Genomic DNA, 25,716 nt, shown 5'->3' with positions numbered 1-25,716 from the left:
CCCCAAAGAACGGACAGTTATTGTGATCGGATTTATCGTTGCAGGACTCATCATCGGCGCGCTGGCACGGCTGATCAAGCCCGGGAAGCAGAACCTTGGGCTGCTGGCCACGCTCCTGCTGGGACTTGCCGGTTCAGTGATCGGCGGCGTCATCGCGAACCTTCTCGGCACCGGGGACATCTTCGAGCTGAATGTTCTCGGATTCGTCGTAGCGGTCATCGCCTCAGTACTGCTGATCGGCGTCGCCGAGGGCGTTAGCGGCCGTCGCAAAGTCCGCCGCTAGGGTAGCCTGGGGGCCGGATCTCACCAGAAACGGCCCCCAGTGCCAGCCTTGCCGGTTGCAAGCGGCGGACCTTGGCCTGGGGGCCGTTCCTGCGGTGAAACGACGCGCAGCGGCCCCATTCATCAGCCTTAGCTATCCGGGAACGCGGACCCGAGGCCTGACAGCACGCCGAACGCTTTGGTGCGCACCTCTTCCCACTCATCGTCCGGATCCGAATCGGCAGTGATCGCTCCTCCGACGCCCAGGCTGAGCCGGGTGCCGCCGCCGTCGTCCTCAAGCACCAGGGTGCGGATGACGACGGCGAGGTCCGCTGCACCGGTCAGGGAGAAGTAGCCGACGGCGCCCGAATACACCCCGCGCGGGGCAGCCTCCAGCCGGTCAAGGATGGCCATGGTGCTGATTTTCGGTGCCCCGGTCATCGAGCCGGCCGGGAACGCCGCGGAGACGGCCTCGGTCCGGGAGACGCCCGGCCGCAACTGGGCGTCGATGGTGCTGACCATCTGGTGCACGGTGGCGTAGCTTTCAATCTCACACAACCGGCTGACGATCACGCTGCCGGGGACTGCAACGTGCGAGAGGTCGTTACGTAACAGGTCAACGATCATGATGTTTTCCGCGCGATCCTTCAGGGAGGTCTGAAGGTCCGTTCGGAGGGCCAGGTCCGCTGCCGGGTCCGACGAACGACGGCGGGTGCCCTTGATCGGTTCGGCGCGCAGGGCGCCGCCGGCGCTGAGTTGCAGGAACCGCTCCGGGGATGTGCTGGCTACGGCGAAGCCGGGGAACCTGAGGAAATGGCCGAAGGGCGCAGGACTGGCCCGGCGCAGGGCGCGGTACACATCGAACGGGTTCAGGGACCCTGTCGTGTGCGCGTGGAGAGAGGTGGTGAGACAGACCTCGTAGGTGTTGCCTTCCCTAATCTCGGCCTGGGCGCGGCGTACCTTGTCCAGGTAGCTGGCGCGGGTGTCGCGGGAGGTGAAGGCCGGCGGCGGGTCTGCGCCCGGGGAAACGGTGTCGCCTGGAAAAACTGTGTCGCTCGGAGAAGCTGTGGCGCCCGGCGGCTTGAGCGCGTCCGCCTCCCGAACGGCCAACCGCGCTGCGGACAGCCAGTGCTGCACCTCCTGGTCATGTCCGGGCGCGGTCAGGGTGAGGAGATAGGTTGCCTGCTGCTCGTGATCGAGGACCACCGCACGGCCAGCGAAGATCAGGGCTGCGTCCGGGAGTGTGCCAGGAGCCGCGGAACTGCCACCGGTTTCCCGCTTGAGCTCATACCCGAGATAACCCAACCAGCCCAGTGTGAAACCGCACCGATAGTCGCTGGGTGTGGGCACCGCCCTGCGGCCCCAGACCGAATCGAGCCAACGGAAGAACGGGCCCGGGATGCGGGCCGTGACCTGCCCCGAAATGATCTCGGTTGCCCCGCTGGAGTGCCGGGCAAGCTGACCGAACTGGCCGCCGTCGTCGGCCAGGATGCTGAACCGGCTGCGCCCTCCGACCCCTGCAGCCGAGGCTGAACTGTCCAGCCAGACGGCATGTTCCGAGGAACCGTAGAGAGTGGCGAACAGGGCGGCGCCATCCGGGCAGCCGTCGTGACGCTCCACCTGCAGGGTGACGGCCCGGCGCTGTGCGCGCTCAGCCGCGAGCAGCGAACCGCACTGAGGCAGGCCAGTGAGGGCCAACCTGACCCGTTCGGGCGCCGAGACGTCCTGATGCCCGGTGACGCTGAGGTCGGCGGTGAGCTGAGGTTGATCCCGGCTGAGCCACGTTTGCTCCTGCGCTGCCCACCGCTCCCAAAACGGCGCGTAGGCGTCCCCGTCACGGCTCAGAGCCGTGGTGCGCCGGATATCCTCGGTTGCTTCCACCCAGATGCTGACGTCCAAAAATTCGAGTGCGGCCCGGCAGGCCGCTCCAACACCCTCAACGATGACGACGTCGGCCGGTTCCGTGTGCTGTGCTGGCCCGTCGTCGTTGGCCTCCCAGTCCCACGCCCGCCACTCGGCGGTGTGCCCGGCGGCAAGGGGTTCCAGCACCGCCGAAACATAGCGGTTCATACCCGTTTCCAACCCGTCCCAGCCCGGGTATATGTCTTCGAGGTGAAACAGGCTGACCGTGTGATGCTCGCGGAGCAGTGCCGCCAACTCGACGGCGAGGGTGGTCTTGCCGGCCCCTGAGCGACCGTCGATAGCAACGATCAACGGTGCGACGGTGGTCCCGCCTTTTGGTGCCATGGGCTGTTGATCCTCGGGTGATGTTAGGCGACGGCGAGCAGGATACCCACGGCTACAAACAGTAGGCCAAAGATCCGGTTGAGGACGATCTGCCCACGAGGATTCTGGGTGAACCGTCTGAACGATTTGGCGGTTGCAGCGTAGAAGAACCACATGACCAGGACATCGATCGCCACGACCGTGCCGGCCAGGATGCCGTACTGACCCAGCAGCGGCTCGGACGGCCTGATGAACTGTGGAATGAAAGCAAGGAAGAACACGATTGCCTTGGGATTGAGGAGGTTCACCCACAGGCCCCGGCGGAACAGGGAAAAGGCGCCCTCGGCCCGGCGGACCTCGGCCTGCTCCTCGAGATCGGGGGACTGCAGGAGTTTCCTGATACCCAGATAGACCAGGTAGGCGGCGCCACCGAACCGGATGACATTGAACGCCACCGGGGAGCTCGCCACCAGGAGCCCAACTCCCGCCGCAACCACCGCAATGTGAACGAGGAGTGCCACCTGCTGCCCGAGGATGCCCCACATGGACCGGCGGAAGCCCACCGTGAGCGAATTGCTCATGGTGTTGACGGCCCCGGCTCCGGGGCTGAAGCTGATGAGGGCCTGCGCTCCGAGCAGAGCCAGCCAGACAGAAAAAGTCACCAGCCAATCCTAACGGGCCGTTGACGCCGCAGTGCGGGCGATCCCGGCGACAAAATGTATCGTCATAGGGTGACTAGGCCAGGTATACGGAGGGCAGCCCTACTGGTGACCGGCCTAACCGCCGTGTCCACCCTGTTCGGGTTCGTCCGTGACGTCGTGATTGCTGCCGTCTTCGGTGCCGGTGCCGAGCTCGACGCCTACCTCGTGGCGCAGGGGCTGATGAACATTGTGCTGGGCCTGATCGCCTACGCCATGGCCCGGTCGGCGATCCCCGTCACCTCCCGCGAGGCTGCCCAGGAGAAGGACGGTTGCCGGGGCCATCCGGGGTTCGACACCGCGCTCACCGTCACCATGATCGTGCTCGGCGTGGGCGGGGTGGTGATGAGTATCTTCGTCGGCCCAGTCACCGCGGTGATCGCCCCGGGCTTTGATGGCGCACAGGCCGAGACAACCGAGGCGCTGACCCGTATTGTCCTGATCGCCACGGTGCTGATCGCTGGGACGGACCTATTGGCCTCACTGTCGCAGTCACATGGTCGGGTGGTCTGGTCAGCGTTGCAGGGCGTGCCGTTCAACATCATCATGATCGGCGCCGCCGGACTCTTTGGGCCCACCTATGGCATCGCCGCGCTCGCGGTCGGGTTCGTCGTCGGGTCGGCCGCACGCCTGCTGTTGCAGCTGCCGCCGCTGTTTTCGTTGGGAACGCGGGTGCGCCCGCGGTTGAACCTTGGGGACCCGGGATTCCGTGAAATGGCGCGGCTGATGCCCCCGATGCTTGTGGGCAGTGCAATCGCCAATATCAACACCCTGGTGGACCGTGCGGTGGGCTCCACCCTCGAGGAGGGGGCCATTACAGCCCTGTCCTATGGGTGGCGGCTGGTCAACCTGCCGGAGACCCTGATTATCGCTTCGCTGCTGGTACCTCTCTACCCGGCGTTGAGCGCTTCATCGAAGAACATCGCCGAGGTGCGCCGGCTGGTGGGCCGCGGGCTGGCGGTCGCGGTCAGCGTGCTGACCCCGATCTGCGTGGTGATGATCATCGCAGCCGAACCGCTGGCAGAGGTGGCCTTTGGTCGCGGCGCCTTCACCGGCGACGACATCACCTCAACGGCTACCGCCCTGGCCTGGTACGCGCCCGCCTTGCTGGCCCTCGGGTGCCGCCAGGTGGTGGTGAGTACTTCCTATGCGCTGGGTGATGCGCGGGCCCCGGTGGTGGTGTCGGTAATTGCGATGGTGATCAATGTGGTTGGAGACATCATGCTCGCTCCCATCATGGGGATAGCAGGCATTGCGCTGGCGACCACCGCGTCACTGGGCTTCGCGGCCCTGGCGAACGGTTGGCTGCTGCATCGACGCCACCGGGGGTTGGAGCTGCGGCCCACCGTGGCGTTGATAGCGCGCGCGTTGGGGCTGGCCGCGGTAGCCGGGGCGGCCGGCGTCGGCGCCCTGGTGATCGTGGCTGGGCAGCCGGCCATTGTGGTCGGCGGGGCAGTCGCCATGGTGGTCCTCGGCGTGTACCTGTTGGGGCTGATTCTGCTGCGGGCACCAGAACGACTGCTGGCCCTCGACATGGTCAAGGGCGTCGCGCGGAGGAGCGGGCGGGGTTAGCCGAGTAGCTACCCGGTGACTGCTGCCACTGATTTTGGCTTTCGATCGATCCGCCGTAACCGGGCCGAGGCAAGGTGAAGGGTGGGGCCCGGGTCTTTCAGATCCCACACGCTGTGGCGGGCCTGACCAGCCCACCGCAGGGTATCCACCACGTCGGCGACCCGCCCGCCGCGCTGTTCGACGCTGGCCCGTCGCAGATCCCCGGCCGTCCACGCGTAGCGCATGCCAGGGGCGGCGTCGGGCAATGTCTGCATCTTCTCGCCGAGCACCAGACGCCCCCACAGATCAGTCAGGCCCGGCCGGGCGGCGTTGGTGAGTGCCATCGAACCGAAGAAGCGGCCATTGAGGTCGATCAGGTGATGGACGCCGTCGTCGTCAATCAGGAACTGCAGCTCCACCAACCCCCACCATCCGAGCTCGCGGAGCAGCGCTTCGACCTTGGCTGCGAGATCCTCGTCCACCCGGACCGTCTCGGCACGGGTGGACACACCGTTTGGAGTGGGCCAGAGGCGTGAGGTGACTTGTTGCACCCGGCCATCCAGGTGGCCGTCGTGGAAAATCCCGATGAGGGCACCGAGATGCCCCTTGATCGGTTCCTGGAGGATCGGTTCGGCGCCGGCCTTCCTGACCCGCTCGATCTGTGGACCGGCAGAAATGATGTCGGGGAAGAGCTTCGCTTCGATCCGGTGTGGCCTGGTCTGGCCGTGCGCCCAGTGCGTCAGGCACTTGACTACCACCGGCCCTTGCCATTGTTCGATCGCCTCATCGGATGCCTGGACAGTGCGGGGCGCCGACAGGCCGATTTGATGGGCGAGCGCCGAAAGTTCGACCTTGTTGAGTGCAGCGTTCACGACGTCGGCCGGCGGGTGGGCCACCCGGGTGGGAATGTCGTCCCGATAGGTGGCGAGTGCCGCCATCCAGTCGTCGCCGCCGCCGAACACGACGTCGTAGGACCCTAGGGCTACCGCCCGGCGGACTCCTTCGATGAACGCGGCGCCATCCAGCCGCGGTCGTGGCACCACATGCCGGGAAGAGCAGGCGACTGACGCGCCGAGCATCCCGCCGCCGTCGGGAGTTCCGACACCAACCACCCAGCCGGACTGGCGCAGCGAGCGGACGGCAGCAAGCGCACCCCTGTCCCGGCTGGTACTGATGACGAGGGCCCGCGGTCCCTCGGTTGGTGTCTTTTTCAAACTCGCCTCAAGGTATGGTGAGCGGCCGTCCGATGCTCCGCACCGGTGCGGACACTCGCGGTAAGTCCAGGGTCAATAGGCTTTCACTCTACTGGCGGGACCAGTCACATGACCGGTTAAGCGTTCCACTCGGCGTTTTCTTCTGAACCTCTAATGCTCCTCGAGGAGGGCCATGGCGGCGCTGTGGCCACCCAGCCCGCTGACGCCACCGCCCCGTTGGGATCCCGCCCCGCAGAGCAGCACGCGCTGGTGGTCGGTGGCGACACCCCAGCGCTGGGCGGGGGTGTCCAGGGGTGCGTCGTCCTCGGCGAACGGCCACGACAACGGACCGTGGAAGATGTTCCCGCCGGTCAGGCCCAGCGTCTCCTCCAGATCGAGGGTGGTTTTCGTTTCAATGCAGGGCTTGCCGTCGCCGTCGCGCAGGATGCAATCCTCGATGGGCTCGGCCAGCACGCTGTTCAGCGATTCGAGCACTGCAGCCTGTAGCTCCGCGCGCAGCACGTCGTGATCGGCGTCATGGCTTAATCGATGCGGGGTCTGCAACGAAAAAACGGTCAGGGTGTGGGCGCCGGACTCCCGCAGTGACTCCGACAGGATCGACGGATCGGCCAGGGAATGGCAGTAGATTTCGATCGGCAAGGGGGATGGGATCCTGCCGTTCTCCGCGGCGGTGTACGCGGTGTCCAACTGCGAGTACAACTCGTTGATGTGGAAGGTTCCGCCGAAGGCCTGCTCGGGGCTGATCTCGGGGTCCTTGAGTTTCGGAAGCCGCGAGAGGAGCAGGTTGACTTTGACCTGGGCGCCCTCGGCCGCACCTGCGGAGGTTGCGAAACCGTCGGCGCCCGGACCGCCCATCAGCCGACCCAGCACAGCGGGCGTGACGTTGGCCAGCACGTATTCGCCGGTCACGCTCCGCATGCGGCTGTTCTCCTCCGCTGGTTGGTAATGGACGACGCCGTTGGGCGCCACCGCTGTCACCTCGGCCCCCGTGCGGATCTCCACTCCCGCGGCCAGCGCGGCCCGTTCCAGGGCACCGCTGACTGCTCCCATGCCGCCGACCGGGACATCCCAGTCCCCGGTTCCCCCGCCAACCACGTGATAGAGGAAGCACTTGTTTTGCTGCAGGTCCTCGTCGTGGGCCCGCGCGAAAGTGCTGATCAAGCCGTCGGTGAGGAGTACCCCACGTACCAGATCTGACTCCACCGAGCGCTCGATTACCCCACCGAGCGGCTGTTCAATGAAGTCGGCCCAAATCTCGTCGTCGCCGACCAGTTCCCTCGCCTCAGCGCGCCTGAGCAGCGGCTTGGTGAACGTGGGCCATAGTCGCTCGGCGAGGGTCGCGGTGCGACCGTAGAACTCGCCAAAGGCCCCAGCATCGTCGCCCGCATCGATCCTGCGGAAACTCTTTCGGGTCGCTTTGCGGTCCTCGTTGTCGACCAGCAGGCCGGAAGTGCCGCCGGCCACCGGCGTGTAGGAGGAATATCGTCGACGGACCAGCTCCAGATCCAACCCCAAATCGTCGATAATCTGCTGGGGGAGGAGGCTCACCAGGTAGGAATACCGCGACAGTCGCGCTCCCGTGCCGGGAAAGGCCTCTGCGGATACGGCGGCGCCACCCACTTGGTCCTGGCGCTCGAGGACCACCACCGACCGGCCCGCCTTGGCCAGGTACGTGGCTGCAACGAGCCCGTTATGGCCTCCGCCCACCACTACGGCGTCGAAATGGTCCTGTCTGGCGCGTGATCGATCCATTGGCTCAGCCTAGCAACCAGCACTACCCGGCCGGTTGCTGCGCTACTTCCTCTCGCGCGGCGATGGTTGCGCTCGTGATCTGACGCATCATCTCGGCCAGCAGTTCCTGCTCCTCGGTGGAGAACTGTGCCAGCGCGCCACCGATGTGCTGGGCCAGTGGGGCGAAAAGTTTGCCGCCGGTGGCCATTGCCTTCTCGGTCATTTCGAGGTGGACCTGCCGCCGGTCGACGTCGCTCCTGGAGCGTTTCACATGGCCCGCATTATCCAGGCGGTCCACCAGTGCGGTAGTCGCAGGGGAACTCAGGTGCAGTTCGGAGCGCAGCATCCCGGGAGTCACGACGGCACCGGCCCGGGCGGCGCCCATCATGACGCCGAGGGCATTCAGATCTGTCCGATAGAGAGAATCCCGCGCGCTGACAGTATCCACGTACCGATCCGTTTCCACGGTGAACTGTTGGAGCAACGCCATCAGTTCGGGCCGGGGGTTCTCTGCCATGCTCACTCTCACCTCGTCGTTTCAACAGTTACCGCAAGAAACAACTCTAGTCCGTCTACCAATTATATCTCCATGATGGATATAGTTTGTTTTAGAGATAATTTCGTTGAGAGGCGTTCATCATGCACAGCAAGTGGTTACGGGTCCTGTTGCCCGCCGTCGTCGTCCTGATCTGGCTGGTGGGCGCCGCGTTCGGGGGTCCCACCTTCGGCAAGTTGGAGGAAGTCTCGAGCAATGACCAGGCGTCGTTCCTCCCGGCCAACGCCGAATCCACCGAAGCAGGTGAACTGCAGAACCAATTCACTGATTCGGACTCCCTGCCTGCGGTGATCGTCGTCGAATCGGAGACGGAGATTCCACCAGCCGACCTCGGTGGGTACGAGGAGCTTGCTACCTCCCTCGCGGCGGTTGAGGGACTGGAGCCTGCTGAAGCCGGAGCGCCAACTGTCATCGGGCCCGTGCCAGCCGAAGATTCATTCGCTATTCAGTACATCGCGTTTGTAGCGGACGACGCCGAGATCGGGGAGGTGGTAGAGGCGCTTCGGGAGGTGCTGACCGCCGAGATCCCCGACGGTACCACCGGGTACGTCACGGGGCCGGCCGGTTTTGCCACCGACCTCTCAAGCGCCTTCAGCGGCATTGATGGGTTGTTGCTCAGTGTGGCGCTGGGAGCGGTCTTTCTGATCCTGTTGTCCGTCTACCGGTCTGTGATCCTTCCGTTCCTGGTGCTGCTGACCTCAGTGTTTGCGCTGGCCACATCGATCGTTCTGGTCTATGCCCTGGCCGACTGGGGATGGATTCAGCTCAGTGGTCAGAGCCAGGGAATCCTGTTTATCCTGGTCATCGGCGCGGCGACCGATTACGCGCTGCTGCTTGTTGCACGGTTCAGGGAAGCACTTGGCGAACACGCCGCAAAATGGGACGCGATGCGGGTGGCGTACCGCGGCTCGTTCGAACCGATTCTTGCCTCCGGGGCCACGGTTATTGTTGCGCTGCTCTGTCTATTGTTTTCCGACCTCAACTCCAACCGGAGCCTCGGTCCGATCGCGGCGATTGGAATCCTCTTCTCCTTGGCGGCTGCCCTGACACTGCTGCCCTCTCTTCTCCTGCTCTTCGGCAGGTCGGCGTTTTGGCCGCTGCGCCCCAAACTGGGGTCCAGCCACGTTCAGCCCGAAGGAGTGAACGCCACCGGGCTGGAGGGACTGCGTGGCATCTGGAAGAAGGTGGCGACACTGATCTCCCGGCACGCCCGACCCGTCTGGATCGCTTCATTCCTCGTCCTGGCCGCCGGTTCCCTGGGCTTGTTCCAACTGCAGGCTAACGGAGTACCACAGTCCGCACTGATCCTCACGGAATCGAATGCGGTGGACGGGCAGGAAGCCCTGGCGCGCCACTTCGACGCCGGTTCGGGGAGCCCAGTCTCGGTGATCGCCCCAGAGCAGGATCAGGATGCTGTCCTGGAAGTGGTGCAGAGCCAGGCCGGCATCACTGACGCCGCGCTCAGTTCCGAGTCTCCCGAACCCGGCAGCGACGTCGTCGTCCGTGGCGGCAACGTGCTGATTACCGGCACACTGCAGTCACCGGCAGACTCCGATGAGGCCGAAGACGTGGTGCGTGAGTTGCGGACCGCACTGGACGACGCCAGCCCGGAGGCACTGGTTGGTGGCGTAACCGCGATCGCGATTGACACCAACGACACGGCCCAGGCTGACCTGGTGAAGATCATTCCGATCGTGTTGGCGGTGATTCTGGTGATCTTGATGCTCCTGCTCCGTTCCATCGTGGCGCCGGTCCTACTGATCCTCAGCGTGGTGCTCTCCTTCGCGACGGCGCTGGGCGTGTCGGCCCTGGTGTTCAACAACCTGCTCGGTTTTGAGGGTGCAGATGCGTCGGTTCCGCTGTTTGGCTTCGTGTTCCTCGTGGCATTGGGGGTGGATTACAACATTTTCCTGATGACACGAGTCCGGGAGGAATCGCTACGCATCGGAACCCGCCCCGGAATTCTGAGGGGTCTGGGTGTCACCGGCGGAGTCATCACCTCTGCGGGTGTGGTGCTGGCGGCCACCTTCGCAGCCCTGGGGGTCATCCCGATTCTGTTCCTTGCCCAAATTGCGTTCATCGTGGCCTTCGGTGTGCTGTTGGATACGCTGATCGTGCGCTCACTGCTGGTGCCGGCCCTGTCCTACGACCTGGGTCGGCGGATCTGGTGGCCATCCCGGCTAGGACGCGAATCCGGACCGGTGCACCGCGGCGGGTCATCCGGGTTGTCGGGTCCAGGCTCGGCGGGCAGGCGGGACGAGCAGGGCCACCGCGCTGAACCGGCTCACCGTGGGTAGATAACACTCTGGGTAGATAACACCGCAGCAGTCCGCGGCCCCCTCCAACCCGTTCCGCGGAGGGGAAGGCCTGGTCTGGAAGCGCTCTTTACAGCTGAATCAGTGGAGGCAATAATCGGTCGCATCACAGCCTCCACTGATTCAGCGCGCTGATTATTCGACAGCTGAGGAGCGATCATGAGTGATCAAACCAACCCACCCGACCATGACGTACCAGCCAACGATGCACTGGCTAAGGGTCCGGCGCCAAAGACCAGCCAGCAGCTGGGAATACCTGATCCTGACCGCTCCAGTTCGATGACACCGGGGCTTGCCAGTTCGCCGATATCGCAGCGGGCTGGGAACGTGGCAGCAGCCGAGCCTTACCGGCTCCTCAATGCTTTCCTCACGTCCTCGACGTATGCTGCGCGCCGGAACGAGCCAGGCATCTGCGACCTGACTTTCGGTAACCCACACGAGATGCCGCAAGAGGCCTATGTTGCGGCGCTCCAGGAAGCCACAATTCCACGCCACGACCAATGGTTTGCCTACAAACAAAACACCCCTGAGGCGCAGGAGGCGGCCGCGGCCTCCCTCCAGCGCCTCATTGGGGTGCCATTTCGTCCCGAGGACATCCACCTGACTACCGGCGGTTTCACGGCGATCGCCCTCGCGCTCAAGGCAGTGGGAGACCCCGGCGACGAGGTGATCTACAGCCTTCCACCGTGGTTCTTCTACGAGCCGATCATCATCGAGGCCGGGCTCGTCCCCGTAAAGGTCACTGTGGATTTGGAGACCTTTGACCTCGACGTGGACCAGATTGCAGCGGCGATCACCAGCCGCACGTGTGCGGTGATTGTCAACACTCCCAACAACCCCAGCGGCCGGATTTATCCGCCAGCTGTGCTCGAACGTCTCGCGGCAGTGCTTGAGAGCGGCTCGGCCGCGATTGGTCGCCGGATTTATCTCATTTCCGATGAGCCCTATAACCGCATCGTGTTTGACGGTGCTCGATTCCATAGTCCGATCGAGTTTTACCGCTATACCCTGCTGGCCTACTCGTACGGGAAGACTCATCTTTCGCCGGGTGAACGGATCGGCTATCTGGCGTTGCATCCGAACCTGCCTGATTATGATGTGGTTGCCAGCGCACTTGACGCCCTGCAACTGGCGATGGGATGGATTTACCCAAACGCCGTGCTCCAGCACGCATTGCCCAGACTCGAACAGTTTTCGATCGATATCCCGGCACTCCAACGCAAACGCGACCGGATGGTTGATGCGTTGCAGGAGATGGGTTATCGGGTCAACCGCCCGGAAGGAACGTTTTACCTGTTTGTGCGCTCGCCGGACCCCGACGACGAGGCATTCGTGGCGACCCTAGCAGCCCAGGGGGTCTTTGTGATGCCAGGCGTGCATTTCGAGACACCCGGCTTCTTTAGGATTTCCCTGACTGCCAATGAAGACATGCTCCAGCGGAGTCTTCCGGTGTTTGCCGCTGCGATGGAAGCGGTCGGCGGGGCGCCTCCGTTCTGACCTAGGGATTTCCCAAGGCCCCGAGTGGAAACTCGTTCAAGAGGAGTCGATGGTACCGAGACCGCCACCCACACCTCGGACGCCGGGCATGTGACGGCATCCTGAACGGAGCCACCCGACGCCCCTAAAGACGGTGGCTCCGTTTGGGGGCGCGGCACCAGACCAAGGCCCGTTCTCTCACGGCTGAACAACCACTGATGCCCTCCACCGCCGCGGAGTTCGGCGACTCAATGCGCCTCCGCACGCAAGGTTGAGCCTATCCCACTCAACTTAGATTTGACTCTCTGCGGCCTCGGAGTACAGTTGAGTGAAGAACGCTCAAGATCCGGCTTTCAGGCGAATACTCGCCAGGCTACGGGCTGAGCGATTCCCCTCATTACGGGCTGTTGAAAGGAAATACGCATGTCACGTGCAGTAGGTATTGACCTCGGAACCACCAACTCAGTGGTTTCCGTACTCGAAGGTGGCGAGCCCACCGTTATCGCCAACGCTGAAGGCGCACGGACTACGCCCTCGATCGTTGCGTTCTCCAAGGGCGGGGAAGTGTTGGTTGGCGAAATCGCCAAGCGCCAGGCCGTCAACAACATCGACCGCACCATTGCTTCCGTCAAGCGCCACATGGGCACCGACTGGAACGTCAAGGTCGACGATAAGAACTACACGGCTCAGGAAATTTCCGCGCGCATCCTTCAGAAGCTGAAGACCGACGCCGAAAGCTACCTGGGTGAAAAGGTGACCGACGCTGTCGTCACCGTTCCCGCCTACTTCAACGACGCCGAGCGCCAGGCCACCAAGGAAGCAGGCGAAATCGCAGGCCTGAACGTCCTGCGTATTGTCAACGAGCCAACCGCTGCAGCACTGGCGTACGGCCTGGACAAGGGCAAGGAAGACGAGCTCATCCTGGTCTTCGACCTGGGTGGCGGCACATTTGACGTCTCCCTGCTCGAGGTCGGCAAGGATGAAGACGACTTCTCCACCATTCAGGTACGCTCCACCTCCGGTGACAACCGCCTCGGCGGCGACGACTGGGATCAGCGCGTGGTTGACTACCTGCTGTCGCAGGCCAAAGCCAAGGGTGTTGACCTGTCCAAGGACAAAATCGCCTTGCAGCGCCTGAAGGAAGCGGCAGAGCAGGCCAAGAAGGAACTCTCCTCGGCAAGCTCCACCAACATCTCCCTCCAGTACCTTTCGGTCACCCCAGACGGCCCCGTCCACCTGGACGAGCACCTCTCCCGTGCCAAGTTCCAGGACCTCACCAAGGACCTGCTGGACCGCACCAAGAAGCCATTCAACGACGTCATCGCTGAAGCAGGCATCAAGGTTGCCGACATCGACCACATCGTGCTCGTCGGTGGCTCAACCCGCATGCCAGCCGTCGTCGAACTGGTGAAGTCACTCGCCGGTGGCAAGGAGCCCAACAAGGGCGTCAACCCTGATGAGGTCGTCGCCGTCGGCGCCGCACTCCAGGCAGGCGTGCTGAAGGGTGAGCGTAAGGACGTGCTGCTCATCGACGTCACCCCTCTGTCCCTCGGGATCGAGACCAAGGGCGGCATGATGACCAAGCTGATCGAGCGCAACACGGCCATCCCCACCAAGCGCAGCGAAACCTTCACCACCGCCGACGACAACCAGCCATCGGTTGCTATCCAGGTCTTCCAGGGCGAGCGCGAGTTCACCCGGGACAACAAGCCACTGGGTACCTTCGAACTGACCGGAATCGCTCCCGCCCCCCGCGGCGTGCCACAGGTTGAGGTCACCTTCGACCTCGACGCCAACGGTATCGTCCACGTGTCCGCCAAGGACAAGGGCACCGGCGCCGAGCAGTCGATGACCATCACCGGCGGCACCGCGCTGTCGAAGGAAGACATCGACCGTATGGTCCGCGAAGCCGAGGAGCACGCAGCCGAGGACAAGGAACGCCGCGAAGCAGCCGACACCCGCAACGGTGCTGAGCAGTTGGCCTACTCGGTCGACAAGCTGATCGCCGACAACTCGGACAAGCTGCCCGAGGATGTCAAGACCGAGGTTCAGGCCGACGTCGACGAACTGAAGAAGGCACTCGAAGCCAACCCTGAGGAAGCCGGATCGGCTGACACGGTCAAGGCAGCGTTTGAGAAGCTTCAGGCGTCACAGACCAAGCTCGGCGAGGCAATCTACGCAGCGGCACAGCAGGACGCCGCCGCGCCAGGCGCCGACGCACCTCAGGATGGAACGGCGCCTGACGCTGGCTCGTCCTCGAACGACGAGGACATCGTCGACGCCGAGGTAGTCGACGAAGACGACAACACCGAAAAGAAGTAGTCATGCCGCACCACGGAAACGAAGAAGAGCACCAGTCCGAACCGGTCAGCTTCCGCGATAACCGGAAGATCGACCCCGAGACAGGTAAGGTCCGTGGGCAGCAGCAGGACGACGACGGCGCACAGGCTGGTCACACCGACCAGCCTGTGACCCCGGACTCCGTTCAGGATCCCGTTGAGGAAGCCGACGCCGGGGAGCAGGCCGCTGATGGTAGCGATGCGCTGGCCCAGGCCGAGGCAATCCTCAACGGGATCGACGGTGAGGGGTTCACCGAACCCGCCGCCGGATCGGCCTCAGCTGTGGAAGCCGAGCTGCGTACCGACCTGCAACGCCTCTCGGCCGAGTACGTCAACTACCGGAAGCGCGTCGAGCGTGACCGGGACGTGGCCCGGGACATGGCAGTCATCGGAGTGTTGAACTCGCTGATGCCCGTCCTGGACGACATCGACGCCGCTCGCCAGCACGGCGACCTGGCCGACGGACCTTTCGCTGCGATCTCCACCAAATTGGAAAACGCGCTGAAGACCTACGGCCTAAGCCGGATCGACGAGACCGGAGTGGAGTTCGACCCGAACATCCACGAGGCTCTGATCCAGCAGCCCAGTGCCGACGTACAGTTCGACAGCGTCAGCCAGATCCTGCGGGCAGGTTACAAGAAGGGCGACCGCGTCCTGCGGGCAGCCCAAGTTATCGTCGCAGTGCCCGAGTAGCGCCTGGCAAGCCGGAGCAGTGCCCGACCGGCGGCAACGAAATTTCCTCGCTCGCAGAGCTCGTTTGAAATATTAAAGCCGCCGGGTCGGACACTGCTCCGGCTCCATCGCTACTCACCTATGCTTTGAATTCATATACGAAAGGGGACGCCAATTGGCTAGTCAGGATTGGGTCGACAAGGATTTCTATAAAATTCTCGGTGTCCCCAAAGATGCAACAGCTGCCGACATCAAGAAGTCGTACCGGAAGTTGGCACGCAAGCACCATCCGGACCAGAATCAGGCAACCGGCGGGTCGGACAAGATGTTCAAGGACATTTCCGAGGCGTACTCGGTATTGTCCGATCCTGAGGACCGTCAGCAGTATGACGCCATCCGTGCCATGGGCGGCGGCGCACGCTTTACCGCCGGTGGTCCCGGTGGGGGAGCCGGCGGCGCTGGCTTCGAAGATATCTTCGGCAACCTCTTCGGTCAGGGTGCCGGACAGCCCAGGCCCGGACGCCAACGCCCCGGCGGTGGCGGAGGCGCCAGCTACGGCAACCTTCCACCCGAGTTCGCCGACCTGTTCGGCCAGGGCGGGGGAGGCGGCTTCGGCCAGGGCGGCGGTGGGTTCCCCGGAGGCTACCAGCCGACCCCGCGTAAAGGCGCCGACCGTACGGCGACCACCAGTATTTCTTTCGCCGGTTCCATTAACGGCACCACCATCGGATTGCGTGAGCCCTCCGGTGAAGTCATCGATGTTCGGGTGCCCGCCGGCATCAAGGACGGACAAAAGGTCCGCGTCCGGGGCAAGGGCCAGGCCGGCGCCGCAGGAAATGGCGACCTGATGGTCAGCGTAAGCGTGAAACCGCATCCATTCTTCCAGCGCGACGGCGACAACATCCGCGTCCACGTGCCGGTGTCCTTCCCGGAGGCTGCAATGGGTGCGCATATCGATGTCCCCACGCTGACCGGTGACACGGTCAAGGTCAAAGTCCCCGCCGGTACGCCGTCCGGACGGACCCTGCGCGTCAAGGGGCGTGGGGTGTCCACAGCAAAGGCGACCGGTGACTTGCTGGTAACCATCGACGTTGTCGTCCCGCAAAAACTGAACAAGGACGCAGAGGCTGCGGTCGAGGCGTTTGCCGCCGCGACCGTCGACGCCGACCCGCGAGCGGGCCTCGCCGCCAAAGCGAAACTCTAAAGCCCACGCAGCATCGAAAGGAGGTCACGATGGCAATCGACGCAAGCCTGCCCATCTACGTGATCTCCGTCGCCGCAGAACTGGCGGACATGCACCCGCAAACCCTCCGGCAGTATGACCGGCTCGGGCTGGTGACACCCAGCCGGGCTCCCGGCCGCGCCCGCCGCTACTCGCAGCGGGACGTGACCACTCTCCGCGAGGTGCAGCGGCTTTCCCAGGAGGGGGTGTCGCTGGAGGGTATCCGACGGATCCTGCAGCTCGAGAATCAGGTCGCCGCCCTGCAATACCGGGTTCAGGAGCTGACCGACGAACTGGCGTCCCGCCGTCGTCAGCCTGACTCAAGCAGGGTGTTTGCCGCCGGACTCGCAGGCGACGTCGTTACCCTCTCCCGCGGTCAGCGCCCCCGACCGCGGAGTCAGGCGATGGTCGTGTGGCGCCCGTAACCGCGGTACGGGCTACAGTGCCGGCGCGGCTGTACTTGATCGGATAACGAGCGCTGTTCGAGCGACGTGATTGGTAGAAGAATAGGCTGCCGGGTCCTGCAGAATCGCCAGGAGGCGCTCGACGGCGCGCTGCCCCTGTTCCCGCGGGAATTGGGCCACCGTGGTCAGCCCGAGAGCTTCCCCGAGTTCATGCCCATCAATCCCGATCACTGAAATGTCTTCGGGGACGCGAAGTCCCAGCTCGCGCGCCGCGAGGATGGTGCCTATCGCCATCTCGTCTGACGCGCAGAAGACCGCCGAAGGAGTATCGCGAGGATAGCCCAGGAGCTGTTTCGCCTGTGCTAGACCGCCCTGAATGGTGAAGTCGGCGTCGACGCGCCAGGAGTCGAGGATGTCCAGGTTTGCGTTCCTCATGGCCGACTCATACCCGTTCCGACGGGTGCCGGAAATCCGGAAATCATTTTCAAATGCATCGGCACCACCGAGGTGGGCAATTCGCCGGTGCCCAAGGCTGATGAGATGCTCTGTGGCGAGTCGGGCGATTTCACCATCATCGACGCTGAAGGTCTCGGCCCCGGGAAGCGGCCCGCCAATGCCGACTACTGGTTTTCCTACGGCGAGGAGCTGATCCAGTTCGTCGCGGCGAAGTTCAAGCGAAACGGGGATCACCCCGTCACACCGCTGGCGGAGAAGAAAGTCGGTGAGGACGCGTTCGCGGTGGTCGGCGTTCTCGTTCAGGTTATAAAGCGTGAGGTCATACCCAGCCTCGAGCAACGATGCCGCGACGCTGTCGACGATCTGGGAATAGTACCAACGGGCGACCGACGGCACGACGACTCCCACATTGCGGTGACGGCCCGAGGCTAGCGAGGACGCAGTCGAACTCACCACGAAGCCCAGTTCCTTTGCGGCCCGCAGAACCCGCGCCCGGCTTCGCTCCGATACCTGCCCCTTGCCGCTGAGCGCTCGGGATACGGTCGCGGTGGAGACCCCGGCGAGCTGGGCGACATCCTTGATGCCGGCCATGGTGTCTCCCTCCCAAAATTCATGCGGTGCACTCCGGCTGGACTGTGCCTCCTTCGATCATTCCGGAGTCGCCACGAAAGCGCTATCCGTGGAGTGGATCAGCCAGACGCAGGCATTGGGTGGGAGCATTCGGGTTTCCCCCGCTTCCATTTCTTCCGGCGTGCTGGAGACGATGATAGCGCCCGGCGGAAGCGGGATGGCGAATTCACCCATGTTGAGAACCACCAGCACTTCGCCGTTGAGGAACGCAACGGCGTCGGTCGTTTCGTACTCGCGGGACCAGCTCAGGGATCCGGCACCGAGCCGCAAATCCCGTCGAAGCTGGAGGGCGGTCCGATACAGGGACAGCGTTGAGGAGGGATCCTCCGTCTGACGGTCGCGGGCGTAGCCAGACCACCCCTCTGGTTGTGGCAACCAGGGGGTCGGCGTCTCATGGGGTGCGCCGCTGTGGTTCGCCGCAAAACCAAACGTGGGCGTATCGGCGAGCCACGGCAACGGAACCCGGCAGCCGTCACGGCCGAGTCGCTCCCCTTCGGTTCGGCCGAAGGTCGGGTCCTTGCGAGCATCGTCAGGCATTGCAGTGTGGTCGGGCAGGCCAAGTTCCTCGCCCTGGTAAAGATAAATGCCCCCCGGCAGGGCGAACATCGCGAGGGAAGCAGCCCGGGCCCGGGCCAGTCCTATCGCGGTGTCGGGCTGCGCGTCGAACCTGCCGATTCCGTCACCACCACGGGGAGCGCCCTCGGGGAGGCCGAAGCGGCTTGCGTGCCGGACGACGTCGTGATTGCTCAACACCCAGGTGGTGGGCGCGTCGACTGCGTCGAAAGCGGTCAGCGAAGTCGAGATCACATGGCGGAGGGAATGCGCGTCCCAGGGGTGATGAAGGTATGCGAAGTTGAAGGCCTGGTGCATCTCGTCCGGGCGCACCCAGTCGGTCAGGCGGGGCAGGGGGTCGATCGACGCCTCGGCACAAAGGATTCGGTCTCCGTCGTATTCGTCGAGGATGCCACGCCACCGACGATAAATTGCATGGACCTCCTCCTGCCCGAACATGGGCGCATCCGAACCAGGGAAGCCCTCCGTGGATCCGCCGTCGGCACGGCCGCCCCAGTCCGGCAGGCCTTTGGCCTTGATGAGGGCGTGCGCTACGTCCACGCGGAACCCGGACACCCCGCGATCAAGCCAGAAACGGAGGACTCGCTCGAACTCCTCCCGCACGGCTGGGTTGTCCCAATTGAAGTCGGGCTGGGAGGAATCGAAGAGGTGAAGATACCACTGGCCGGGGGAGCCATCAGGAGCAGTAACGCGCGTCCACGCAGGGCCGCCGAAATGGGACTGCCAGTTGTTGGGGGGCTCGTCGCCGCCGGCGCCCCGGCCATCACTGAAAATGAACATGGACCGCTCAGGCGAACCCTCGGGGGCAGCCAGCGCGGCCTGAAACAGCGCGTGCTCACTTGAGCAATGGTTGGGTACGAGGTCGACGATAATCCGAATCCCAAGGCGGTCCGCCCCTGCAACAAGGGCGTCAAAGTCGGCTAGCGTGCCAAACATCGGGTCGACATCGCAATAGTCTGCGACGTCGTAGCCGCCGTCGCGGTGGGGAGAGGGGTAGAACGGGGATAGCCAAACAGCGTCGACGCTGAGCTCTGCCAAATGGTCCAATTCGGCCAGGACGCCAGGAAGGTCCCCCGTACCATCGCCGTTCGAGTCCCGGAACGAGCGCGGGTAGACCTGGTAGATGACAGATGAGCGCCACCACTCGGCATCCCCCCACGCGGCGTGCAATGGGTCGTGGAAGGAGGCAGGCGAGGACAGGTGATCGCCGCTCAGGACGGGAACAATCTCAGGCATGCCGACTATCTTAGACCGCAAATCAACTAAAAGTGGAAGCGCTTGCCTTGGGCTAGCTTGCCGCATGCCGGTTTGAGGGCGAATTTTCAACCAGTTTTTTCTGACAGTTGGAATATTTTGTGCAAGCGTTTACAGTTGTGACTCTTATCACGATCGGTCCGATCGGGCGGGTTGTGGCATAGACGTTTCCCGGTGAGCGGACGTACCGCTCCGATGGCCGGGCACTGACCGATGACGTTCACGAAAGGTACACCAATGAAGGTGCGATCCACCCAGCCGATGCGTCGGCACACCCTATTCACCGGACTACTGTCCGTTGCAGTCCTGGCCCTCACCGCCTGTGGCGGAGGAGCATCCGAGTCAGCCGGCACCAGCAGCACCCCCGCCGCGGAAAACCTCTCAGAGGGGGGCGCCACGACGCTCACCATGTGGGTTGACGCGGAGCGAGCACCCGCCCTTGAGGAGATCACCGCTTCCTTTAAAGAGGACACTGGGATCGAAGTGAAACTCGCGGTCAAGGACTTCGCCGCAGTACGTGATGACTTCATCACCCAGGTGCCCACCGGCAAGGGTCCAGACCTGATCGTGGGTCCACATGACTGGTTGGGCACTTTCGTTCAGAACGGCGTGGTGGCGCCGGTGGAGCTTGGTGACAAGGCGGCGGAGTTCCAGGAATCCGCCATCCAGGCGATGACCTACGACGGCAGCGTCTACGGCGTCCCCTACGCGCTGGAGAACATTGCGCTGCTGCGCAACACCGACCTGGTACCCGAGGCAGCAACCACCTTTGACGAGGTCATCGCGAACGGCGAGGCCGCCGTCGCCGCGGGCGACGCCGAATACCCCTTCCTGGTGGGCATGGATCCCAAGCAGGGCGATCCGTATCACCTGTACCCGCTGCAGACCTCGATGGGGGTCCCCGTCTTCGGCCAGAACGACGATGGCAGCTACAACGCGGACGAACTGCTGCTGGGCGAGCCCAACGGCGTCGAGTTCGCGAAGAAGCTCGTCGAATGGGGTGACGAAGGGTCGAAGATCATCAACTCGAACATCACCGGCGATATCGCGAAGGAGAAATTCAACGCGGGCGAGTCGCCCTACTTCCTGACCGGTCCCTGGAACGTGCCGGATGCCCAGGCCGCAGGGTTGAACATCGCTGTCGACAACCTTCCCACCGTCGGGGAGGAAGACGCGCAGCCTTTCATCGGTGTCAACGGATTCTTCATTTCCTCGAAGAGCGCCAACGCGCTCGCGGCGAATGAGTTTGCCGTCAACTATCTCAGCACCGAGGAAGCACAGGACGCGATGTACGCCGTTGGGGGGCGCCCACCGGCCCTCAACGCCAGCTTCGACAAGGCGTCCTCGGATCCGATCGTTGCAGCATTCGGCGAGATCGGAGCCAATGGTGTGCCTATGCCAGCGCTGCCAGAAATGCAGGCCGTCTGGGCTGACTGGGGAGCAACCGAGCTCGCCCTGATCAAGGGCAGCAGCGATCCTGAGGCTGCCTGGACCACCATGGTCAGCAACATCGAAGAGAAGATCGCAGGGCAGTAACAACCCGGCGCCCGTCCTTCCTTGGGCGGGCGCCACCCCTGGCTGCTCCGGCAGCAACCTCTTCGCCGCGGGCCGGTGCCCTTCCCCGGTCCGCGGCGGATAACCTCACCGCAGCGGCCGCCCTCGGCCTACCAACGAAAGCCTTTTCGATGTCTACCCTTGCCCCTCCCGACCGGTCCACAACGCGGCCCCGGAAGAAGCCCGGCTCGACCGCAGATTCCACCTTTGGGCTGCTGGTCAAAATCACGCTACTTGGCCTGGTGGATGCTTTTGCCGTGTACGTCATGATTACCCTCTTCTTTCAGGAGAAGTGGCTAATCCTGATCGTCGCCGCGTCGGTGACACTGCTCATCAACTGGATCTATCTCAGGAAGGGTGGACTGCCGGCAAAGTACCTCGCACCGGGCATCTTCTTCCTGGTCCTCTTCCAGGTGTTTGTGATGCTCTACAGCGGGTACGTCGCGTTCACCAACTACGGCGACGGGCACAACAGCACCAAAGCCGACGCCGTGAGCGCCATCCAGTTGTCGGCGCAGCAACGGGTGCCGGATTCGCCTGCCTACCGCGTCTCCATCCTGGAGCGCAACGGCGAACTCCACCTCCTCGCCACCGATCCCGACGGCGACGTGTCAGTTGGCACCACTGGTTCGCCGCTCGAAGACGCGAGCGAGGCCGTCACGGACTCGACGGGCAGGGCAGTGGAACTGGAGGGGTACCGGACACTGGGCTTCGCTGAGATCCTCACGAACCAGGCCGATATCCTGGCCGTCACCGTCCCTTTCTCAGACGACCCCGAGGACGGCAGCCTAAAGACAAGCGATGGATCGAGCGCCTACGTCTACCGTCCCTCGCTCAGCTTTGATGAGGCGACCAGCACGTTCACCAACCTCGAAACCGGAGCCACCTACACCGATTCGGGCGAGGGCTCGTTCACCTCGGCCGACGGTGAGCAGCTCAGTACTGGGTGGAAAGTGAACGTCGGGTTCGACAACTTCGCCAAGGCCTTCTCCGACCAGAACATCAGGGGACCGCTGCTGCAGGTGGTTCTCTGGACCTTCACCTTCGCGATCGTCTCAGTTCTCTCCACCTTCGCACTGGGGCTATTCCTCGCCAACGCGTTCAATCTTCCCGACCTCCGCGGCAAGCGGGTCTATCGCATCCTGATGATCCTTCCGTATGCCTTTCCGGCTTTCCTCGCCGGTCTCGTCTGGTCCGGACTGCTCAATCCGGAATTTGGTTTCGTCAATAACACCTTCTTTGGGGGAGCGGACATTCCGTGGCTGACCGATCCGTTGCTGGCGAAGGTCAGTGTGCTCGTCGTCAACCTGTGGCTCGGTTTCCCCTACATGTTCCTGGTGTGCACGGGCGCCCTGCAATCCTTGCCCGAGGAGGTCAACGAGGCGGCCCGCATGGACGGCGCCACGGCCTGGAGGACCTTCACCGCCATCAAATTGCCGCTGCTGCTCGTCTCGGTGGCGCCGCTGCTGATCGCGAGCTTCGCTTTTAATTTCAACAACTTCAACGTCATCTACATGCTGACCGACGGCGGGCCCCGCTTCGGCAACACGACGGCAAACATCGGGCACACGGACATCCTCATCACGATGGTCTACGAAATCGCCTTCGGCACCGGGGTGGGCCGTGACTATGGCCTGGCCAGCGCCCTATCCATCATCATCTTCATCATCGTCGCCGTGGTCTCGGCCATCAGCTTCCGGCAGACCAAGGCACTGGAGGACATCAACTGATGACTGCATTCACCGAGCCCCGGGCGACCGCCGTCGCCGAACCCCACCCGCAATCCACGGGCAAGATCCCCGAGCGTCGCCAGCGCACCTTCAGCCAATGGTTCAGGCATAAAGGGTGGCGGCATGTGGTGGGTGTGGTGACCACCCTCTTTGCCGTGTTCCCTCTGATCTATGTCCTTTCAGCGGCCCTCAACTCGAACGGAACGATGGTCGGTTCCAACGCCCTGTTCAGCCAGATTGACGGCGGCAACTTCGAAGCGCTGTTCACCAACCCGAGCCGGCCGTTTGGCCGGTGGTTCATCAACACGATGGTCATCGGTGTGGTCACGTCCGCTGCGACAGTTTTCCTGGGGGCGCTCGCTGCCTACGCGTTCAGCCGCATGCGGTTCACCGGGCGCAGGATCAGCCTGCTTACCCTGTTGATCCTGCAAATGTTCCCCCAGCTGCTTGCTGTGGTCGCCATTTTCCTGATGCTCAATGCCATTACGGATATCGTGCCGTGGCTGGGCCTCGGCAGCCAACTCGGACTCATCATGGTCTACCTCGGCGGGGCCCTGGGGGTTAACACCTACCTCATGTACGGGTTCTTCAACACGGTGCCCAAGTCGCTCGATGAGGCAGCCAGGATCGACGGAGCAAGCCACGTCCAGGTCTTTTTCACCATCATCCTCCCGCTGGTGACGCCCATCCTCGCGGTGGTTGGTCTGCTTGCCTTCATCGGGTTGAGCAGCGAATTCGTTATTGCCAGCGTCGTCCTGACCGACCCGGACTCCCAGACCCTCGCCGTGGGCCTCTACTCCTATGTAGCGCAGCAGCGATCCGAGAACTGGGGGGTCTTCGCCGCGGGCGCCGTCCTCGCCGCTGTTCCGGTGATGGCACTGTTCCTGTTCCTGCAGAAATACATCACCAACGGTCTCGTGGCCGGTTCAGTCAAGGGCTGAGCCGTGCAAGATGCAACCCTGAGCTCGCCCCACCACGACGGTTCGCCACAATACGTCAGGAATCAGTCACCGGTAGTAGGCGATGTCCTTGCCCTGCGGCTGCGGGTTCCCGCGCGCTGGGGGACACCGCGCAGGGTATTCCTTCGGTCGTTGAGGGACGGTGAACCACATTATGACCAGGCCCGAAGCCTCCCGAGCGTCGACGGCTGGTCCTGGTGGGAGGCAGACGTCACAGTGGTCAATCCGACACTGAGGTACCGCTTCCTGCTCAAGGGGGCTGAGGCCCAAGGCCCCAGCTGGTCCTGGTTGACCGCCACCGGCGCATCCCCCTGGGACACCCCAGACCGGGACGATTTCGTCATCCATTGCCGGCCGGCCCCAGCTGAGTGGGCCCGGGGCGGGGTGGTCTACCAGGTCTTCCCTGATCGTTTCGCCAGGTCAGAGACGCAGCACCCAGCGGACCTCCCCGGCTGGGCCGTAGCATGTGCCTGGGAAGACCCGGTTGAGCCCCGAGGGGAGCTCACCCCGCGGCAGATCTACGGGGGGGACCTTGACGGGATTACCGAAAAGCTCGACCACCTCGTCGATCTTGGTGTCACGATCCTGTATCTGACTCCCTTCTTTCCTGCGCGCTCCAACCACCGCTATGACGCAACAACCTTCGACGTCGTCGATCCCCTCCTGGGCGGGGATGACGCCCTGATCCGGTTGGTGGAAGCAGCCCACGCCCGCAACATCGCAGTGATCGGTGACCTGACGGCCAACCACACCGGTGACGCACACGAGTGGTTCCAGAAGGCACGCGCCGATCCGACAAGCGCCGAGGCCAGCTTCTACTACTTCGACGAGGAATCCGCCGGCTACGCCTGCTGGTTCGGCGTGCCGAGTCTGCCCAAACTGAACTGGGCCTCCCAGGAGCTGCGCAGGCGCTTCATTGAGGGAACGGACTCGGTGGTGGCGAAATGGCTATTGCCGCCGTTCAATCTGGACGGGTGGCGGATCGACGTGGCCAACATGATGGGACGCAACTCAGACGTGGACATGAACCATCAGATCGCCGCGCTGATCCGGGCCACCATGGACGATGTGCGACCGGGACTGCTGCTCCTCGCTGAATCCACCGGGGATGCCACCGAGAATCTGACCAGCCAGGCGTGGGACGGAGCCATGACCTACTCCAATTTCACCAGGCCACTGTGGCAGTGGCTTGCACGTGAAGATGCGGTAGCCAACTTCTTCGGAACCCCTATCACCGGCATTCCGCGCATCGACGGTCATGGTTTTGTGGCGACGCACCTCGCCCTCTCTGCAGGCTTCTCCTGGCGTGCACGAACCCAGAATATGAGCGCGTTGAACACCCATGACACGGCACGGGCAGGAACCGTGATGATCAAGGGCGGCCCCGCCGTCGGTATGGCCCTGGTGTTCCTGCTACCTGGCCTGCCCACTCTTTTCGCCGGCGATGAATTTGGGCTGCGCGGCAGCAACGGCGAGGATTCCCGTACGCCAATGCCGTGGCAAGGATCCGCCGACCGGCCCGATGATCTGCGCGCCCTCATTGCAGTGCTAGCCTCGCTGCGGGCGGGGTCTCCGGCGCTCCTGGAGGGCACGGTGCGCTGGCTAGCTGTTGCGCGGGACGTGGTTGCGCTCGCCCGGGAGCATGAGCATGAATGCTTCGTGATCGTAGCGGCGAGGGCGGACTACGACTCTGTCACGATTCCGCTGGGTCTCCTGCCGGGGTTGTGGTCCGACGCCGAACAGGTTGCCCTGGGGTGGCCGGACGCAACCGGAGTGCTGGCAGATCAGATGCTAGTGCTCTCGGGCAGGGGCCCTAGCGTTCAGGTCTGGCGCTTCCCAGGGCTGGTCCTGCCCTGAGCGTACATCTGGCGCCCCGCTGGAAACCCTTGCCGTTA

Annotated in this window: 19 protein-coding genes; 12 read left to right on the top strand and 7 right to left on the bottom strand. The window is 63.7% G+C overall.

Features of this window, described 5'->3' with window-relative positions; translation table 11 throughout:
• Positions 1–22 precede the first annotated feature (22 nt).
• A complete protein-coding gene (locus tag DDA93_RS07685; protein WP_116778429.1) occupies positions 23–283 on the top strand; it encodes a hypothetical protein in 261 nt (86 codons plus the stop codon).
• Positions 284–411: 128 nt separating this feature from the next.
• Here the strand turns inward: DDA93_RS07685 and pabB are convergent, their stop codons facing one another.
• The gene (pabB, locus tag DDA93_RS07680) at positions 412–2,508 is read right to left on the bottom strand and encodes an aminodeoxychorismate synthase component I (RefSeq protein WP_116778428.1); all 2,097 of its coding nucleotides are present in this window, start codon (positions 2,506–2,508) and stop codon (positions 412–414) included.
• 23 nt (positions 2,509–2,531) lie between these two features.
• A complete protein-coding gene (locus DDA93_RS07675; protein WP_019481109.1) occupies positions 2,532–3,149 on the bottom strand; it encodes a LysE family transporter in 618 nt (205 codons plus the stop codon).
• Positions 3,150–3,254: 105 nt separating this feature from the next.
• Here DDA93_RS07675 and murJ point away from each other — a divergent pair, with 105 nt between their 5' ends.
• The gene (murJ, locus tag DDA93_RS07670) at positions 3,255–4,757 is read left to right on the top strand and encodes a murein biosynthesis integral membrane protein MurJ (protein ID WP_116778427.1); all 1,503 of its coding nucleotides are present in this window, start codon (positions 3,255–3,257) and stop codon (positions 4,755–4,757) included.
• 8 nt (positions 4,758–4,765) lie between these two features.
• Here murJ and DDA93_RS07665 read toward each other — a convergent pair whose 3' ends face one another.
• The 3 genes from DDA93_RS07665 to DDA93_RS07655 all read right to left on the bottom strand — a co-directional run bounded on the left by DDA93_RS07665 (position 4,766) and on the right by DDA93_RS07655 (position 8,198).
• Complete coding sequence (locus tag DDA93_RS07665; protein WP_116778426.1) at positions 4,766–5,950, bottom strand: ATP-grasp domain-containing protein; 1,185 nt, start codon at positions 5,948–5,950, stop codon at positions 4,766–4,768.
• A 150-nt stretch (positions 5,951–6,100) separates the two neighbouring features.
• Entirely contained in the window at positions 6,101–7,702 is a 1,602-nt protein-coding gene (locus DDA93_RS07660; RefSeq protein ID WP_116778425.1) for an NAD(P)/FAD-dependent oxidoreductase, read from the bottom strand.
• Positions 7,703–7,724: 22 nt separating this feature from the next.
• Positions 7,725–8,198, bottom strand: coding sequence for a MarR family transcriptional regulator (locus DDA93_RS07655; protein ID WP_019481105.1), 474 nt, complete (start codon positions 8,196–8,198; stop codon positions 7,725–7,727).
• 122 nt (positions 8,199–8,320) lie between these two features.
• Here DDA93_RS07655 and DDA93_RS07650 point away from each other — a divergent pair, with 122 nt between their 5' ends.
• The 6 genes from DDA93_RS07650 to DDA93_RS07625 all read left to right on the top strand — a co-directional run bounded on the left by DDA93_RS07650 (position 8,321) and on the right by DDA93_RS07625 (position 16,686).
• On the top strand, positions 8,321–10,534 hold the full coding sequence (locus tag DDA93_RS07650; RefSeq protein WP_019481104.1) for an MMPL family transporter: 2,214 nt from the start codon (positions 8,321–8,323) through the stop codon (positions 10,532–10,534).
• 177 nt (positions 10,535–10,711) lie between these two features.
• On the top strand, positions 10,712–12,049 hold the full coding sequence (locus DDA93_RS07645; protein WP_116778424.1) for an aminotransferase class I/II-fold pyridoxal phosphate-dependent enzyme: 1,338 nt from the start codon (positions 10,712–10,714) through the stop codon (positions 12,047–12,049).
• A 402-nt stretch (positions 12,050–12,451) separates the two neighbouring features.
• A complete protein-coding gene (dnaK, locus tag DDA93_RS07640) occupies positions 12,452–14,350 on the top strand; it encodes a molecular chaperone DnaK (RefSeq protein ID WP_019482218.1) in 1,899 nt (632 codons plus the stop codon).
• A 2-nt stretch (positions 14,351–14,352) separates the two neighbouring features.
• Positions 14,353–15,060 (top strand): nucleotide exchange factor GrpE, encoded by a 708-nt coding sequence (gene grpE, locus DDA93_RS07635; protein ID WP_116778423.1) that lies wholly within the window; start codon positions 14,353–14,355, stop codon positions 15,058–15,060.
• A 154-nt stretch (positions 15,061–15,214) separates the two neighbouring features.
• Positions 15,215–16,243 carry a DnaJ C-terminal domain-containing protein gene (locus DDA93_RS07630; RefSeq protein WP_019482216.1) on the top strand — a complete coding sequence of 343 codons (1,029 nt, stop codon included), beginning with the start codon at positions 15,215–15,217 and terminating at the stop codon, positions 16,241–16,243.
• Positions 16,244–16,272: 29 nt separating this feature from the next.
• Positions 16,273–16,686 carry a helix-turn-helix transcriptional regulator gene (locus DDA93_RS07625; protein WP_019482215.1) on the top strand — a complete coding sequence of 138 codons (414 nt, stop codon included), beginning with the start codon at positions 16,273–16,275 and terminating at the stop codon, positions 16,684–16,686.
• A 12-nt stretch (positions 16,687–16,698) separates the two neighbouring features.
• On the opposite strand, the gene DDA93_RS07620 is transcribed toward DDA93_RS07625, so the two are convergent.
• Both DDA93_RS07620 and DDA93_RS07615 read right to left on the bottom strand, forming a co-directional pair.
• On the bottom strand, positions 16,699–17,712 hold the full coding sequence (locus DDA93_RS07620) for a LacI family DNA-binding transcriptional regulator (RefSeq protein WP_116778422.1): 1,014 nt from the start codon (positions 17,710–17,712) through the stop codon (positions 16,699–16,701).
• A 57-nt stretch (positions 17,713–17,769) separates the two neighbouring features.
• Positions 17,770–19,560, bottom strand: a complete 1,791-nt coding sequence (locus DDA93_RS07615) for a glycoside hydrolase family 13 protein (protein WP_116778421.1) — start codon at positions 19,558–19,560, stop codon at positions 17,770–17,772.
• Between the two features lie 255 nt (positions 19,561–19,815).
• Here DDA93_RS07615 and DDA93_RS07610 point away from each other — a divergent pair, with 255 nt between their 5' ends.
• The 4 genes from DDA93_RS07610 (at position 19,816) to DDA93_RS07595 (ending at position 25,678) form a co-directional block, all read left to right on the top strand.
• On the top strand, positions 19,816–21,114 hold the full coding sequence (locus tag DDA93_RS07610; RefSeq protein ID WP_019482212.1) for a maltose ABC transporter substrate-binding protein: 1,299 nt from the start codon (positions 19,816–19,818) through the stop codon (positions 21,112–21,114).
• A gap of 149 nt (positions 21,115–21,263) precedes the next feature.
• Positions 21,264–22,862: an ABC transporter permease subunit gene (locus DDA93_RS07605; protein ID WP_116778420.1), complete on the top strand. Its 1,599-nt coding sequence runs from the start codon at positions 21,264–21,266 to the stop codon at positions 22,860–22,862.
• A complete protein-coding gene (locus tag DDA93_RS07600) occupies positions 22,862–23,803 on the top strand; it encodes a sugar ABC transporter permease (protein ID WP_019482210.1) in 942 nt (313 codons plus the stop codon). Before DDA93_RS07605 ends, DDA93_RS07600 begins: the two co-directional genes overlap by 1 nt.
• 3 nt (positions 23,804–23,806) lie before the next feature.
• Positions 23,807–25,678 (top strand): glycoside hydrolase family 13 protein, encoded by a 1,872-nt coding sequence (locus tag DDA93_RS07595; RefSeq protein ID WP_243400552.1) that lies wholly within the window; start codon positions 23,807–23,809, stop codon positions 25,676–25,678.
• Positions 25,679–25,716: the final 38 nt, after the last annotated feature.

This window comes from Arthrobacter sp. Bz4 (genome assembly GCF_003075455.1).
In the GTDB taxonomy this organism is placed as follows: domain Bacteria; phylum Actinomycetota; class Actinomycetes; order Actinomycetales; family Micrococcaceae; genus Arthrobacter_D.
Note: the sequence above shows the minus strand (reverse complement) of the source record. Positions and strands in the feature narration are given on the sequence as shown.